Origin of the sequence: Microcoleus sp. B3-D2 (assembly GCF_036705345.1) — a bacterium.
In the GTDB taxonomy this organism is placed as follows: domain Bacteria; phylum Cyanobacteriota; class Cyanobacteriia; order Cyanobacteriales; family Microcoleaceae; genus Microcoleus.
On sequence record NZ_JAUBUG010000014.1, the window covers coordinates 1 to 15338 of the forward strand.

The 15338-nt window shown below is 44.9% G+C and carries 13 protein-coding genes and 1 pseudogene; 4 read left to right on the forward strand and 10 right to left on the reverse strand.

From position 1 onward, the window contains the following. Positions 1-182 precede the first annotated feature (182 nt). The 3 genes from QUB14_RS07765 to vapB all read right to left on the reverse strand — a co-directional run bounded on the left by QUB14_RS07765 (position 183) and on the right by vapB (position 1012). Positions 183-326: a hypothetical protein gene (locus QUB14_RS07765; RefSeq protein WP_333216461.1), complete on the reverse strand. Its 144-nt coding sequence runs from the start codon at positions 324-326 to the stop codon at positions 183-185. A gap of 75 nt (positions 327-401) precedes the next feature. Further along, positions 402-788 carry a type II toxin-antitoxin system VapC family toxin gene (locus tag QUB14_RS07770; RefSeq protein WP_333216459.1) on the reverse strand — a complete coding sequence of 129 codons (387 nt, stop codon included), beginning with the start codon at positions 786-788 and terminating at the stop codon, positions 402-404. Beyond that, positions 785-1012 carry a type II toxin-antitoxin system VapB family antitoxin gene (vapB, locus tag QUB14_RS07775; protein WP_333216457.1) on the reverse strand — a complete coding sequence of 76 codons (228 nt, stop codon included), beginning with the start codon at positions 1010-1012 and terminating at the stop codon, positions 785-787. Before vapB ends, QUB14_RS07770 begins: the two co-directional genes overlap by 4 nt. Positions 1013-1223: 211 nt before the next feature. Here vapB and nadC point away from each other — a divergent pair, with 211 nt between their 5' ends. Beyond that, positions 1224-2087, forward strand: a complete 864-nt coding sequence (gene nadC / locus QUB14_RS07780; RefSeq protein ID WP_333216455.1) for a carboxylating nicotinate-nucleotide diphosphorylase — start codon at positions 1224-1226, stop codon at positions 2085-2087. Positions 2088-2266: 179 nt separating this feature from the next. On the opposite strand, the gene QUB14_RS07785 is transcribed toward nadC, so the two are convergent. The 3 genes from QUB14_RS07785 to QUB14_RS07795 all read right to left on the reverse strand — a co-directional run bounded on the left by QUB14_RS07785 (position 2267) and on the right by QUB14_RS07795 (position 6487). Continuing rightward, complete coding sequence (locus QUB14_RS07785) at positions 2267-3301, reverse strand: C39 family peptidase (protein ID WP_333216453.1); 1035 nt, start codon at positions 3299-3301, stop codon at positions 2267-2269. Positions 3302-3340: 39 nt separating this feature from the next. Beyond that, positions 3341-4807 (reverse strand): transposase, encoded by a 1467-nt coding sequence (locus tag QUB14_RS07790; protein ID WP_333216451.1) that lies wholly within the window; start codon positions 4805-4807, stop codon positions 3341-3343. A 351-nt stretch (positions 4808-5158) separates the two neighbouring features. Beyond that, on the reverse strand, positions 5159-6487 hold the full coding sequence (locus QUB14_RS07795) for a pitrilysin family protein (RefSeq protein WP_333216465.1): 1329 nt from the start codon (positions 6485-6487) through the stop codon (positions 5159-5161). A gap of 265 nt (positions 6488-6752) precedes the next feature. On the opposite strand from QUB14_RS07795, the gene QUB14_RS07800 reads away from it, so the two are divergent. The 3 genes from QUB14_RS07800 (at position 6753) to QUB14_RS07810 (ending at position 9425) form a co-directional block, all read left to right on the forward strand. After that, positions 6753-7643 carry a hypothetical protein gene (locus tag QUB14_RS07800; protein WP_333216449.1) on the forward strand — a complete coding sequence of 297 codons (891 nt, stop codon included), beginning with the start codon at positions 6753-6755 and terminating at the stop codon, positions 7641-7643. Between the two features lie 178 nt (positions 7644-7821). Continuing rightward, a complete protein-coding gene (locus tag QUB14_RS07805; RefSeq protein WP_333216447.1) occupies positions 7822-8493 on the forward strand; it encodes a hypothetical protein in 672 nt (223 codons plus the stop codon). A 44-nt stretch (positions 8494-8537) separates the two neighbouring features. Beyond that, positions 8538-9425: an ABC transporter permease gene (locus QUB14_RS07810; protein ID WP_333216445.1), complete on the forward strand. Its 888-nt coding sequence runs from the start codon at positions 8538-8540 to the stop codon at positions 9423-9425. A 140-nt stretch (positions 9426-9565) separates the two neighbouring features. Here the strand turns inward: QUB14_RS07810 and QUB14_RS07815 are convergent, their stop codons facing one another. The 4 genes and pseudogenes from QUB14_RS07815 to QUB14_RS07830 all read right to left on the reverse strand — a co-directional run bounded on the left by QUB14_RS07815 (position 9566) and on the right by QUB14_RS07830 (position 15302). Next, positions 9566-9877 (reverse strand): hypothetical protein, encoded by a 312-nt coding sequence (locus QUB14_RS07815; RefSeq protein WP_333216463.1) that lies wholly within the window; start codon positions 9875-9877, stop codon positions 9566-9568. 104 nt (positions 9878-9981) lie between these two features. Beyond that, positions 9982-10708, reverse strand: a pseudogene (locus tag QUB14_RS07820) (IS1 family transposase). 126 nt (positions 10709-10834) lie between these two features. Further along, positions 10835-14020 (reverse strand): DUF4347 domain-containing protein, encoded by a 3186-nt coding sequence (locus tag QUB14_RS07825; RefSeq protein WP_333216443.1) that lies wholly within the window; start codon positions 14018-14020, stop codon positions 10835-10837. Between the two features lie 937 nt (positions 14021-14957). Continuing rightward, the gene (locus QUB14_RS07830) at positions 14958-15302 is read right to left on the reverse strand and encodes a hypothetical protein (RefSeq protein WP_333216441.1); all 345 of its coding nucleotides are present in this window, start codon (positions 15300-15302) and stop codon (positions 14958-14960) included. Between the last annotated feature and the right edge of the window lie 36 nt (positions 15303-15338).

Genomic DNA, 15338 nt, shown 5'->3' on the forward strand with positions numbered 1-15338 from the left:
TATTGAAGGCGGTTGAAACCGCTGCCGACTTATCCCCGTGTCTAAAGCCAGGGGCTTGCGTCTCGTTCTTCGGTCAATAAACCCAAAGTACCTAAAGCAACATAACTAAGAAAAGAGCGACGGTTGAGAGGAGAAATATTTAGGTGAGTCATAACTGAGTATTTGTAGCTTGAATGTAGTTTTTAGGCGAAATCATCAATTCCGAACTCTAATTTATCAAGTTCGTTACTTCCCAATTTACTAGCAAACCTACCCTTAGCCGTAGTGGCCCACCCCAAAGCCTCTGCTTGCTCATAAATCAGATGAGCTTGTTTCTTTGGCGCCAATTTTCCTTGCGACAAAGCAAACTCACTCCATTAAATCACCGACACCCACCTTTGTCAACATGATACCCGCCGCAGCTATGACCATAACCGCTGAAGGTCATAGGCATCAAAAGCCACATCGCGACTAACCAAAACAAGGGAATGATTAATCGCCTGTGCCACCAGAATGCGATCGAAAGGATCTCGATGATGCAGGGGTAAATAACGGAATTGAACCGTATCGGCAAATGTAACAGGAAGAATCGTTATACCCGCAGCAATGAGTTGAGGTTCAATGTCTTCAAAATTGCCCTGTAAGGGGAGTTTTCCAATATTGAGCTTTATTGCCATCTCCCAAAGACTTGCAATGCTCAAGAAAACATCGTCGGCAGATTCAATCTTGTCTCTAGTTGACACTGGCAGATTTGGATCATTGGATACAAACCAGATCAAAGCATGAGTATCTAATAGTAATCTATTCATTCCATGTATTCCTTCATATCCTCAAGCGACTCATCAAAGTCATCAGGCAGCGGTAGAACAAACATTCCTTTCATTGTTCCGGCAACACGACGCTTCTGTGTCGGCTTTTCTTGGGTTGAGTTTTTAGCCTGCTTTTCAATCAAAAACTCAATGTAATGAAGCACTTCTGTCTGAAGAGACTCAGGGAGTTCTGCTAATTTTTCTAAAATGACTGGCTGTATCATGGTTTCTTCTCGCGATCGATACCCATCCACTCCATTAAAGCACCAACACCCAACGTCTGCAACAGAATACCCCCTTATCTAGTACGATCGCCCTCGCTCTACCCAAATCCCGATCGCACTCATACCATCATAATTGTGTAACTTGCCTAAAATCGCCCGATCGACTATTGTTCCTAGTAGATATGATCTTGATATAACAACTGACAAAAACATGACAGCAATATTACCGCCTTGGATTGTTTTAGACTCCCTATTGCACAACTGGCTACTAGAAGATATCGGTAGGGGCGATCGCACAACATCGGCCTTATTTCCCGCAAACAGCATCCAGGGTACAGCTAAATGGATTGTCAAAGAAGCTGGAGTCATTGCCGGATTGCCAATTGCCGATCGCACATTTAAACTTTTAGACAGCAGCCTCTGTTTCATCCCCCAAGTACCGGAAGGGAAACTGTGCGAAAAAGGAGAAGTAATTGCCGAGATTTCCGGCAATTTCGATGCGCTGCTAACGGGAGAAAGAGTAGCATTAAACTTGGCAATGCGTTTGAGCGGCATCGCTACTTTGACTCAGAAATATGTTGACAAAATTGCCGATTTGCCCGTGCAATTGGTAGATACCCGCAAGACAACGCCCGGATTGAGATTGTTGGAAAAATACGCAACTCAAGTCGGCGGTGCTTGCAATCACCGGATGGGATTAGATGACGCGGTGATGATTAAAGACAATCACATTGCGGCGGCTGGGGGAATTGCAGAGGCGATCGCCCTAATTCGCAATTCTATCCCCTATCCGCTGACGATCGAAGTCGAAACCGAAACTCTCGCCGAAGTAGAGACAGCTTTGCAGCACAAAGCCGATATTATCATGTTAGATAATATGTCCTTTGATTTGATGCGGCAGGCTGTGGCAATAATTCGCGAAAAGAGCGATCGGGTAAAAATTGAAGCTTCCGGCAATGTTACTTTAGAAACAATTAGAAGTGTAGCGGAAACCGGAGTTGACTATATTTCTACCAGTGCTCCGATTACGCGCTCGACTTGGCTCGATTTAAGCATGAAAATTCAGAATCATTAGTCATTAGTCAGCAGTCATTAGTGATAGAAAATATGGCCAATACCAAATCAATCTTTAATAGCCATTTTACTTTTTAGTCTCTCTCTGAGCCGACTTCGTTTGACTATTAAACGATTTGAATCGCCGAATAATTCCAGAGGCAACTTATCTCTTAGCTAATGACTAATGACTAATGACTCTTAACAATGATTAGAAATAAAATGAACCCAAAAATTCCCGTCAGGCATACAGAGGCTGCGGATTAAGCGGTAAGTATAGTGCAAGTAAGCACCGCTGACACTTGTATCGTAGCCACTTCGGAACCACTCGCCATACGGATCGTGAACGAAGAATCCCTCGCTGTCGTAGCCGGAGGCAACTATAATGTGACCGAAAGACGTGAAGTATCCGTGGATGACAGCGGGATTTCCACTGGCTAGCCAATCTTGAACGTCATCAATAGTTGCATTCTCGGTAAAGAAATCTTGAGCGCCGTAATCTCTAACAATCTTTGCTAAATCGTATGGGTCCCAGCGACTGTAACCTTTGGCGATCGCATATTCGTAAAGTTCGTCTTCATATTGCCCGCTTTGTTTGCGCCGTGGCACTTTCAAAAAGTCCATACACATCGCTAATGAAGTTACATTGCAAGAACCTGTAGGATTATTCAAGTTATCCAGTTGCGATTTATAAGGAATGCCGAGCCTGACAGTTGGGGGATTCGGTTTGGGAAAAAACAGAACGCTCTCTTGAGTAATTTGAGCGTGTGCTCCAAAAACATACCAAATTCCTGAACCTTTGAAAGACTCGTTGCGGAGAGCAACTCTGATGTGACCGCGAGCCGGAGCAAAAGCCAGAATCTCAAACTCTTTTCCGGCTGGTATTACTTGTTTTTCCGAGTCGTGAAGTTGAGAAGACGCCAGCGGTTTTGATTTTAAAATGGTGTCTCTGAGCGTTTTCAGGATCAGGGGATGTGTGGGAATCTCCTCTGGTTTGGTTTCAATCAGCTTTTTGGCTGTGACTGCTCCCAAAAAACCCGGTTCGCCGCACTTCATCAGAGTTTGAAATCGGTGGAGGGTGGCGGTAGAGAGAGGGCCAAAAATTCCGTCTACGGGAGGCTTCAGTAAACCCAGGTCAATGAGGCGGCTTTGAATTTGACCACTGAGTTCGTCGTCTGCAGCAATTGCTTTGGCATCGTACCTAATTTTTGAGTTGAGAAAGTTTTGTAATTTCATGCTTGCGTGCCCCTGTCAATCGATTTTAGATTCTAGATTTTAGATTTTAGATTTTAGAATTACGATGCCGATCAATCCGGTTTCCCTAGAGTGACATCCTCCTACGCCAACACAAGCTGTCACCATTGGGGTAGGCTTCTTTGCAGCCCGATGAAGGGTGTGCAAAATTTCCTTCGCGGTACTATCATCTATAGTTCCTACTACAGAAAGATTCCCGCCACGGCTTTTTATCCTGGGGAAAATGTCCAACCCCAGTTTCTTTAAATTAATCGCGGCGTTAACATCGCGATCGACCATTAAAGAATGTTGCTCGTCCCAATAGTTTCGCATACCGCAATTAGTGAAAACAATTTCATTCCGATAGCACAAAACCATTGACGTATAAGCAGGTTTTTGCGGAACGACGGCTGACCCAGCTTTTTCGGCTATGTATTCCAGCGTCTTGAAAAATTGACCAAACGCAGCATCCAACCAAGACTTGTTTAGTCCTGATTTAGCTGATTGACCGTTTGGGAGGTAAGTACCCTCATGAGCTTGCTTAACTTTATTCCGTTTCGTTAAGCCTTTTAAGTTTAAGTCCTCATGAAAAAAGAATTTAGCTCCACACCTTACAAGTCTGTGAGCTGTTTTGTAGTGGAAATATTGCCGAGAACGCGCTATTTTTTGGTGCTGTCTCGCTTCTTTTTGGGCTAATTTCCGTCGGGCTTTAGAACCGCGCTTCCGTTTGTTCCGCTTCCTTGAGATCTGGTCTAACTTAGCTTGGTTTTTGCGAAGCGGTTTTAACGAAGGTAACTTCTCGCCTGACGACGTTGCTAAATAGACATCTTCATGCAGCACCGCATCTAACCCAATTGAGTTGTCCCAGTTTGGGGTAACTTTGTCGAGCGTGAACTGGGGCACACAAGAGTCTTCAAGCATTACCTGGATAAACCAACCATCAGCCTTTCTAGTCACGCTAATTTGCTTAATGGTAAATCCATCGGGGATGGGGCGGTGCATCCGAACTTTTATGACGCCTAACTTCGGCAATCGGATATAAAACCAATTCTTGCGAACCAATTTAATCCAGTCGTTGTTAGCCGTAGAAAAAGTCATCGTTCGGTAATCCGCTTCAGTCTTGAATCGAGGTTTACCCGAGCGCCCGCCTTTGCTATCCCCTACAACAAATCGCTCAAAGGCTTTGTCTACTCGCTTAGAAACATCTTGTAGGATAGTTGAATCTACCTGTTTAAAGTCTAATAGCTCGCCACTGTGGAAGACTTTTACCAAGTCTTTTTTGAGGGCTGGCAATTGTTGTTTTTGCGAATAATAGTTGGGCTTTTCACGAGGCGCAGAGATACTAGCTATCAATGGACAAGCATTCACAGTAGTGCGGTTCCTCTCCCACCAATCAAATCGATCGCCTAGTTGTCTGTTGTACCAATAGCGACAAATTCTTAACCATTGGTTGAGGGTTGACTTTTGACTGGTGTCGGGATAGAACTGATACTGGTATGTTATTTTCATTGCGCTACGACCTTGACGCATTTGTTGAGAATAAAAATACCAGAAACTACTATACCATGTCAAGCAAATTAATAATTATACCGAACAACAATGTTGGTCTAGTAAATAAAAAACTTATTGTACTTTGATGTCGTCATCCACATCTTCATTGCTCGCCCGCTATGCTTGTGAGGGCATGAAAATGTGGAATCCTCGATTCACGCGACGAGTCATCCCACACTAATCGAAGCGATATAGTGTGGGGATTCTCGTCTGACTAGCTAAAAATCCCTGGTACCAGTGGGTTTTCTTTCTTCCGAATGCCTAACCAGCACTAGGGAATTGCTCTTGAAAGCGCGACCGGATGCAAGTTTATGCTTCGTCTGGGCGAATTACCACAACACCCATGGCGTCGGGAGAGAGATATTTAACGGCAGCTTCTCGGAGATCCTCAGCAGTCTGAGCTTGGATGCAGGCGGCATAGTTGAGGGCGGGAGCGATATCTCCTACCATCGACTGATAGTAACCGTACAAACTTGCTCGATCGCTCGGAGTTTCGTTACCAAAGATAAACCGATTTGCTACTTGAGTGCGGATGCGGGAAATTTCGGCATCTGTCACCAGTTCGGTTTGGAGAGTGCGGATGTGTTGGACGATCGCAGCTTCCACTGCTGCCAAGTTTTCTGTCGGTAGTTGAGCCGAAATTGAGAATACTCCGCCGAGTCGCTGAGTCATGTTGCTGACCGAAATTGATGAGACTAGCCCTTTTTCTTCCCGCAAATCCTGAACCAAGCGAGTTGTGCGGCCGTGACCCAAGATTGTCGCCAAAACGTCGAGGGCATAAGTTTCGGACATTTCCATGAAACCTGGCACTCGCCACATCACGATCAGTCGGGCTTGCTGAAGGGCAGAGTCTACAAATTCGCGGCGGACTGTTTCTGTAAACGGCGATTCTTGGCCGTAGTTGGGGATTTGGGATTCTGGGTGAAAGTTGCCGACAGCAGGCACATTTATTTTGTTGGTTTGTGCTGTACTTTTTGCTGCAAAACTGTCTGCGACAATTTCTATTAGTTGCTCGACTGGCAAATTGCCTACAGCTACGGCTGTCATCGCCCCTGGCTGATATCTGCTGCTGTGGAAATCCCGCATTTGTTGGGCTGTCAACTGTTCGATTACCGCAGTCGGGCCGAGTACCGGTCGCTTGTAGGGCAGGACTTCAAAGGCTAATTCCATCGATCGCTGATAGGTACGGCGGCGGGGATTGTCTTCCGATCGTCTAATTTCTTCTAAGACTACCAGCCGTTCTCGATCGAAGGCGTCGTCGGGAATGCTGGCGTTGAGCAACACATCGACTTGCAGGGGAGCTAGTTCGGCAAAATCTTTAGGAGCTGTGGTGATGTAGTAGTTAGTGTAGTCTTGGCTGGTGGCAGCATTGGTGACAGCGCCGCGTTGCTCGATCGCGCGCTCAAATTCGCCACTGGGAATGCTCGGAGTTCCCTTAAAAATCATGTGTTCTAAAAAGTGAGCCATGCCGTTAATGTCGTCTGGTTCGACGGCGGAGCCTAAATTGAGCCACACGCTGAGGTTAACAGCATCGACCGGCAAGTGTTCGGCTATAACGGTGAGGCCGTTGGGGAAATGGCGGATTGTTGGGGCGTTGAGGGGCGATCGGGCGGAGGTTTTGAGCAGAGTTGATGTCATTGTGCTTTTACATTTATCTTGTTCTCTATATCTTAAAGGGTCTTTAAGGAAGTCATCAGTCAGAAGCAGCCGATCGACTGGTGGCTGGTGGCTGCTGGAGAGGACAACTGGCGTGAGGGAAATACAAGATCGGTGAGGGCGATCGGAAATCATGGCGAATGCTCATAAATCACTTGAGTAAAAATATTTATAAAATTTCCGGTTTCGCACTATTTAGCGATGTTGATATTTATGTAGGTTGTCCATTTAATCCAGGGATGAAACCATGACCCAAAAATCTCCGAAAATCAATTACACTAAATGGGCCTTTGTTTTAGGTACTCCTATTGCTTTTATGGGATTGATTGCTACTGTTTTTACCGTGCCAGGATTTAGAGATATTATATACCCAAAATCCGCAACCTCCCCTGAAAAAACACAGGAAGTTGAACTCATTACACAAACAGAATTAGGAGAACCTTTAGATGGAGTAAGAATTCAATTCATCGCTGTAGGTGCGCCACCCGTCAAATATACTGACAGTAATGGTTATGCCAAAGTCACGATTTCCAGCAAAGGAGATGTTAGTGTTAATTTGACTAAAGCAGGTTATCCACCTCAAAATTTTACTATCAACCTAAACAACGAACAAAAAATAACACAAACTATTCGATTTAGCCCATCGGGCAAACCAATAATTGACGAATTATCTCCAGCTTTACCTACAGTAAAACCAACTCCTTCTCCTCCTTTTTCAGGGTCGGGGCCTTCAACACCTACTGCCACTGAAGTTAAATGCGAAGATGTGTCTAAAAATGGCAACCCTGACTATGACACCGACAACTTAATTAGTGTTGCTAAGCGCACTGAGCAACCGAGTAGCGCTTTTAGACTTTCGGCATCAGAATCCAAATCTTATGCCTGTAAAATTATTAACAATTCAGGTGAAATAAAATTAGCTTACGGTTTACCTGACAACTCTAGGTTGAGTCGTGTATCTATCAAGATTTATGTGGATGGTACTCTCAGAAAAGATTTGATTTTTGGTCGAGGCCAGGCTATACGTGAGTCATTAGATATTAAAGGTGCATCGGAGTATACTATCCATTTTGAAGTTGGTCCAAAAAATGCAGAGTTTTCACAAGATTCTGTGTATAATCTGTTGCCTAAGTCGTGAGTGAATCTAGCCTTTAATCTGTCTTAAATATTCCCCTTATTTCTTAGTCCGCGCAGGCGGACTTTGTTTGTATAGTAGCGGTTTCAACCGCCGAGTAATCAAGGAGGCAATGAACCCGAATCTGGTGCAAGTGCGTTTACGTTAGAATAAATTCAGCAAAAGCATTAGAGAGTTATCTATGACCGCTACTAAATTGATACACGACAAATCAGTGTCTAAAATTGCCGACAAATACCGACAACAAGGCTATACAGTATTGGTTGACCCTGAACCAGAAGACATCCCTTTCGATTTAGGTACATATCGCCCAAATTTGATTGCCAAAAAGAACGAAGCCGAAGGTTACATAATCGAATTCAAACGTTCTGCCAGACAAACATCCATAGACAGGTTGAAAGAAATTGCTGAAATAGTCTCTAAAAATACAGGCTGGCGTTTCTTGTTAATTACTGAAGATGCTTTACTGAAAGACGAAGACAATGAAGTAAATCTATTATCTTGGGAACAAGTTTTTAGTAGAAAAACACAGGGTGAACGTCTGATCTCATTAGGAGAAAATGAAGGCGCGTTTTTATCACTTTGGGGAACAATTGAAGCACTCCTGCGTAGACTAGCTGAGGAAGTTACTATTCCCATTGAAAGATTTCCAACTGTATCTCTGATTAAACATATGTATTCGCAAGGAGAACTTTCAATAGAAGAGTACGATCGAGCAATGCTACTTTTAAGCGTAAGAAACCGATTTATTCATGGATTTGAAGCGCCCGAAGTCAATGAGTCTGTATCTGAATTGCTCGCCCTTGTCAATCAATTAATCAGTTTATGGGCACCACAGGCATCTCAGTCCTAAAAGGTTTGGCAATAAGTCCTGAGTTTTTTTGGTGACAGCATTCGATGGAAAATCTAAAATTGCATAAAAACTTAATATTTCCACAGCCGGCTTTTCAACGATTTTGGCGATCGACTTCGGGGAAAATCGGCTTAATTTTGACTTTAGCGCTGATGCTCTCGGCACTGTTGGCCCCCCTACTTTCCCCTTACGATCCGGCGGTCGATCGAGATTATTTGTTGCGCTTAGTGGCTCCTAGCGCTAAACATTGGTTTGGCACCGACGGTTTGGGGCGAGATTTGTTGGTGCGGGTGTGGCACGGATTGGGGATATCTTTACTCGTTAGCCTGGTTTCTGTGGGTGCGGGTTTAATTGTGGGAGCGGTTTTGGGGCTGGTGGCCGGGTATTTTCGGGGGTTGCTGGAAATTGCGATCGGCACTTTGGCGGATATTTTGCTAGCTTTTCCTTCGATTTTACTGGCGATCGGCGTTGTCACCGTCACCGGGCCGAGCCTGCAAAGTGTAATTATCGCCGTCAGCCTCGTGCAAATTCCGATTTACATCCGTTTAACTCGCAGTATGGTGCTGTCTTTGCGGGAACAAGAATTTGTTTTGGCTGTCAAGGCCTTGGGCGCCAGCGACTTGCGGATTATTTTTCGCCACATTTTGCCGGGAAGTCTGGCGCCTCTAGTTGTACAAGCAACTCTTTCGACTGGTACGGCGACACTAGAAGCTGCCGGTTTGGGTTTTTTGGGTTTAGGCGCACAGCCGCCGGTTCCTGAGTTGGGGACGATGCTTTCTGATGCTTTTAAGGGCGGATATGCTCTTTCTTCTCCTTGGACGATCGTGTTTCCAGGTTTGCTGATTACCTTGACTGTTCTGGGTTTCAACCTTTTGGGCGACGGGTTGCGAGACGCTTTAGACCCCAGATCCAATGCTCCAGCAAGGAAATAGCAATATTCAGGACTTACGCAGCAAGCACAGTATTTGAGCCATAAGCTGTAGCGCATTTAAATTGTATATTGAGGGCGGGCGGGACGCCCACCCCACAAGACTTTAATTTTTTTTGACATACAATTTAAAGGCCCAACAGCTTACTGTGGCTTCTCTAAAAATTGTTCAGGTATGCTCAAACTTTTGGCGGGAGTTGAACCCATTTCAAAGTCGTAGCCTGGGCTGCCGACTGAGGTGATACCCGCTATGACTGGCTGCATTAAGATTGGCCCGGATAGGCGGCTGTCGCGCCCGATCGCGATCGTTAATTCTGCGACTGATTTATTGACTTTTTGCACCAGCCAACTCACAAAGGCTTGACCCAAAATTGTCGCCATTTCCGGGGTGGGGTTAACCTGTTCCTCTGGAACGCCTTCGAGGGCGATACCGCGAATGTCTGAACCATGTTGCAGCTTTTTTCAGTTATAGTTTGGCAAAATAATCAATAGTATTTTGGTAGTCCTGCATAGTAATGATAATCAAGCTTTTGGCTCTCTACATAAACTAGCGTTGGTAGTCATGCACAGTAAGGATATCGTTTTCTTATGCAAAAATTATAGTGAGATCCACAGTTAAAAATTGCCCCAATATGGTGAAAGCAGTTTTTTTGACAAAGACAAGGTTTTACGAAGCAAACGATAAATTAGCTGCCGTAAAGCATTATTAAGTCTTTCAATATGACTGGTTTTTTCCGATTCTTTACCTACAGGTCGATGTCTTTTAAAAGGTAGCACTTCTGAATAAGATTCCCAAAAATCAGTATAACAAACAGCACATTGTCTATAGACAGGAGGTAAAGATTGCCAGAGCATGGACGCAGATTTTATTGAGCGATATTCAATATAAAGTCCAACAATTTTACGGGTATTTCGATCGAAAGCTATCCAGAGCCATTGCTTTTTTCGCTTGTTTTTTACAATTGAGCGCATTTCATCTAGCTGTAAAATCAATGAACTTTCGGTTTTTTCATCACCAAAATTTTCCCAGAATTTTCGGCATACTTTTTATTTACATAATTCTTAAGCTATCGAATGGAGACCCCCGGAGCTCTAGCAATTCCGGCTCAATAATTTTTTTCTATAATCAGCAGATAAATTAAAGATTTAGTTGAGGAGTAAAAGCTGCTTATATTGAGAATTTTGAATCTTCCTGACGACTACAATTTTTACACTTAAATCGCTGCTTCCTGTAATAAATGTTTCCATTTTTAATAAAAACTCGCTTTGAAAATTAGGGCATTCTATACTTTTACTTCGGAAATTTAGGTTGATTTAATATTAAACCGTTACTGTGAATCACTACCAAAGCATTTATTTAACTACTTGCAAGATATATTAGTAGAGCAAGGATTCCTCGCCCTACTAACAGTCTTAAAGCAGAGTAATTGCAGTCGATGCCGGAGCGCCGATCGAACCTGAGCCAAAGCCCAAATTCACCACCCCACCAGTCAAACCAGGTAGATTGTTAATCGTCAGACTAACGCTAGTTTGACCGGGATTAAAGTTCACCGTGCCGGACGAAGGATTCACAGAAAATGGACTAATGTTGTAGTCTACGTTGTTCACAGGTTGACCACCACCAGGGGCAACAATCAAATAGTCCACCGAAGCCGAAACCGAAATATCGCCAGTCCGATTAATCGTAACAACTCCAGAACCACCATCAATAATAGGATCGGGAGAGGAACCGTAAGAGAAGAAAGTCGGAGACACAGCATTAGAAATCCCTTGATATTCAATGTGCCGCACTAGGTAATCGGAACCATCGCTTTTGAAGGAGGTGGCGGCGTAGGCAGCGGTGGGGCTATCGTAGGCTTTAGTGGAAAACCGCAGTTCGTCAAAAGTAGCGCCGCTCAGAGAGTCTCCTACTATCTGGAATTTGAAACTGCCATCGGTGCGATCGCCAATTACAGTCACTCCATCTGAAGACACAGTAATGGGTTTTGGAGCGCTCGGAGCGTTGAGGCGAGCGATCTTAAAATTGGTGGCTGGTACCCGAACCCCATTATTAAAGATTTGCAGGAAACCAACTTCATTGCCTTGATCGCCCAAACCAGGACTTGTTTTGGGAGTCAATCCACTCAGGTCGATCGTTGTGCTAGTGATGTCTTGGTTATCTGCCCATTTCACCTTCAGCGCCTGAGATTGATTGGTGTTGGGGTTATGGTTGATTTCCGCCCGATTTTTCTTGGCGTCGGTGAACCAACCATCATAAGAGGATGGGACACCAATACCACCGGTACTGCCGTAGCTCAACCAGCTTTTAGGGTTTTCGTTCGTTGCTAAGGTGAGGTTGCTGATGACATTCGGGTTAAGGTAGTCAGTTTCCACGCCATCAAAAGCTATCCCAGACAGTTGGATGCCTTGATTCTGTGCGGCATTCGGCCATTGTGCGATCAGGTCGCTGACGCTGCTGTAATTATTGGCTTGACCCAAAGAACCAGTAAGAGTCGGCGTAACTGTAGGGTTAAATTCGTAAGCGCCAATATCCACGATCGCACTTCCGTTATTATCACCATCTTGAGGGCGACTCGCACCGCGCTGATCCTCCGCCGGCGCGCCCGCACCAGTACCGGTATCAATTGCCGGACTTCCTGCTAGCAGCGGCAGCACAAAAGCGCCGTTAATATTTTGCAAAGAGCCGAGTAAGGGGTCTGCGATCGTAATACTTGCCGTAACATTACTATCATTAGGATCTCCCACCGTCAGTTTAGCGGGAAATTGAAGGTTGTTTCCCCCATCGATGAGCTCCCGTCCAGTGTGCTGCCTATTTTTAAAAGGATTACTTGCGGTATTCCTATCAAAAATCGAATTCTTGACAGTAATTGGCGATTTCACAGCATCGTTAAAAGTAGCAATACCTCCCGAATATTCCCCAGCGGTATTTTTAGCAAAAGTCGAATTGACGATATTAGTCGAAAAAAAATCTCTGTTGCCAGCAACCATCCCCCCGCCCAGCTTAGCAGCACTGTTGCCGGAAAAGGTACTGTTGACAATGCTGACATTTCCATTTTCTCCGAACCACAAACCGCCGCCGTTGTCTTCAGCTTTATTGTTAGCGAACGTACAGTTTGTCACGGTCAAATCGACATTGCCGTGGCGGACTCCGCCTCCAGAACCTCCAGTACCTGATGAATTCTTTACGGCTTGGTTATTAATAAAAGTGCTATTTTCCAAAACCACTTTATCTTGGAGATAACCAAACAAAAAGGCTGCGCCTCCTTCTCCTGTCCCGATATTGCCGTCGAAAACGCTGTTGCGGATAGCAATATTTCCGGCAACAGGGCCGGGGGTTGCATTGGGCCCGGAAGCATTAGCGCCATCGACGTAAACTGCCCCACCAACGCCTTTATCTGTGCGGTTGCCTGTAAATTTAGAGTTTTCGATCGTCATGCTGCCCAGCAGGTTATTAACAGCACCGCCGTAGCTGCCTTTGTTGTTGGTAAATTCGCTATCTTTGATAGTCAGAACGCCCCCGCTTTTGGTTGCGATCGCACCGCCACCGCGTTCGGTATTGTCTGCTAGCGAACCGTCATTGCCGCTAAACTTGCTGTTAATTACATTGGTCGTACTGCGAAAACCCGTGTGAATGCCGCCACCAAAACCGGCAACATTATTATTGACTTGGCAATTTTCTAAAGTTAAAGTGCTGCTACCTCCTGTTTGAATGCCACCACCGGCGCTAGTTGTCTCATTATTCGGATCGATTCCAGAAACTTTGCCGTTGGCAACAATCAGGTTTTTTAGAGTAACATTGGTCGAACCTCCTATGCGGATTACCCGCGAAGTATTGTTGCCGCTGATGGTTAAACCGGGTGCTGCGGCGCCGTCAATGGTAATGTTTTTGCCAGCGGGAATATCGAGTTGACCGCTGGTGAGGGTAATAGTTTGGGAGGCTAAACCTGGAGCGAAGGTAATGATATCGCCGGCAACAGCGGTGGCGATCGCAGCCCTTAATGAACCCGGCCCGCTATCGCTATTGTTGGCTACTACGATCGTAGCTAAATCACTTTGGTAACTTGCCATAGCCTCTGGGTGCAAGGCTGAGGGAGATTCAACTTGGCCAGAGGCAAATTCTAAATTCCAGTCGCCACCGCTGCCGGTTGTGTTGGTGGAAGCGGCAACGTCAGCCCCGGTTAATTGACTGAAGCGATCGACGAAATTAGCACCTGTATCGGCGGCTACATCGCAGCCGTACAGCATGATGTCTGCTTGTGGGGCTAGTGAAGTTTGCCACTTTTTCAACTGGCTTTTGTATTGCTCTATGTTATGTGAACCCAGAGCAGTATTGCCAAGTTGCAGGCTGCCGGAACTGCCGTGAGAAATAATGTGAACCGAGTCTATCGCCCCCTTAGTAGAGGCGTATTGTTCGATTTCAGAGCTGATTTGTTCGATGCCGTTTTTGGTGCGGTCGAGTATGACTACCTGCTGTCGGGGCAGCACTCCCGCTGCAATTGACTCGTAATCTTTCACGCCGGAGTCAATGAAGACTAAGGAGCGCCGCGGCCGTTCTTTAAAAGAAGATTGCGAGTTAACTCGAGCGAATGTAGAACTCATATTGGAGACTCCATTAAGGGCATTATTGGTAGATACGCCCCGGAGCTATCTCATCAAGCTTATTTGATAACTGTGCGATTTTGGCAGTTAACTTTTGTATGGGTCGAGGTAATCTGAACTGAGGATAACAGAGCCTAATTGAAGTTGGCCCGAGCTGCCGTCAGAAGTTGTGCGAACTTTGTCAACCTCTATAAGGATAGAGGCAGATTTTTGAAGTGCCGAGGTAATTTTCTCGATGCAGTCAGATTCCCCAGCCCAAATTCGGGAAACAAAATATCTACCTTCATTGATGCTGCAGTCCTTGAATACAAAGCTTTTGGATGGGGAATTTGCGTATTCCGAGGATCGAGCCGTTTCCCTTAAATAAGCCAACATATTGCGCCCTCCAAAAGCGAGTTTAGGGGTAGATACAGCCTTGGATTCAGAGCTTCTGAAACTGCTAGCGACCTTGTTTATTTCGCTCATTTTTATTTAACCTATCTATCAGTTTCCCCTATTTCTGCAGCGCTGCCATCCGCGATCGCACGGAATTTACAGCACTTTACCATGCTATGAGGTACAGTAGCAGCAATGAGCCAACCAATGTCTTAAACGGTTAGGATTCATCAAATTAAGGGCAACTGCTACGATCCAGGGGGTGACCAATATAGCTATAAACCTTGCGTGAGCAAAGTTCTAGTCCTGAGACCTTTTTGATAAAAGTGACGCTTATTACGAGTTAACTTCATTAACTCTTCCACAGGTTCAGCATATTTTTCAAGATAATTAACCCACTGTTGGCTATCATTGCCACTCCCGAATGTACTGCGTCTGCGATAAGTTTTTTGGGATTTGTTGATGCAAAAAAATACTTTTGTAAATGCTTCCTTTTGACTATAGTACCTTCAATAATGTCACGAATATAGGCAATCCTAATCAAGAGAATCCTTTTGATTAATCAGTCTTCTATTAACGCTGTAACCTCTAAATTATAGCCTCCTGTTTTACAATCACGGAACATTTCCTCAATTTCCATCCGTTGCTTATAAGGAGCTATAGCTTCCGGTAAACTATCTAAGTTAGTTAGAATAAACCACGCCTCGTTAACTGTCCATCCTTGATAATTCCTTTTCCATTTGCAGGCAACATCAAATCCTGCCAGTGGCTTAGTATTTCTAACTTTTACACCTTGAAAGTATAGAGATGTTCCGGGCGTGATCCCTAACTCATCTAACCGTAGCCTGCAGCATATTTTCGGTTTCGATACAATGATTTCGTTTGAGTCGTAAGCAAAAATACACATCTTGCTCTCTCAGCCAGTTGGCCAAATCTACTGAAC

Coding starts and splice junctions, on each gene's coding strand:
- QUB14_RS07770 (WP_333216459.1), bottom strand. CDS start 788: ATGAATAGATTACTATTAGATACTCATGCTTTGATCTGGTTTGTATCC.
- vapB (WP_333216457.1), bottom strand. CDS start 1,012: ATGATACAGCCAGTCATTTTAGAAAAATTAGCAGAACTCCCTGAGTCT.
- nadC (WP_333216455.1), top strand. CDS start 1,224: ATGACAGCAATATTACCGCCTTGGATTGTTTTAGACTCCCTATTGCAC.
- QUB14_RS07785 (WP_333216453.1), bottom strand. CDS start 3,301: ATGAAATTACAAAACTTTCTCAACTCAAAAATTAGGTACGATGCCAAA.
- QUB14_RS07790 (WP_333216451.1), bottom strand. CDS start 4,807: ATGAAAATAACATACCAGTATCAGTTCTATCCCGACACCAGTCAAAAG.
- QUB14_RS07795 (WP_333216465.1), bottom strand. CDS start 6,487: ATGACATCAACTCTGCTCAAAACCTCCGCCCGATCGCCCCTCAACGCC.
- QUB14_RS07800 (WP_333216449.1), top strand. CDS start 6,753: ATGACCCAAAAATCTCCGAAAATCAATTACACTAAATGGGCCTTTGTT.
- QUB14_RS07805 (WP_333216447.1), top strand. CDS start 7,822: ATGACCGCTACTAAATTGATACACGACAAATCAGTGTCTAAAATTGCC.
- QUB14_RS07810 (WP_333216445.1), top strand. CDS start 8,538: ATGGAAAATCTAAAATTGCATAAAAACTTAATATTTCCACAGCCGGCT.
- QUB14_RS07825 (WP_333216443.1), bottom strand. CDS start 14,020: ATGAGTTCTACATTCGCTCGAGTTAACTCGCAATCTTCTTTTAAAGAA.
- QUB14_RS07830 (WP_333216441.1), bottom strand. CDS start 15,302: ATGTGTATTTTTGCTTACGACTCAAACGAAATCATTGTATCGAAACCG.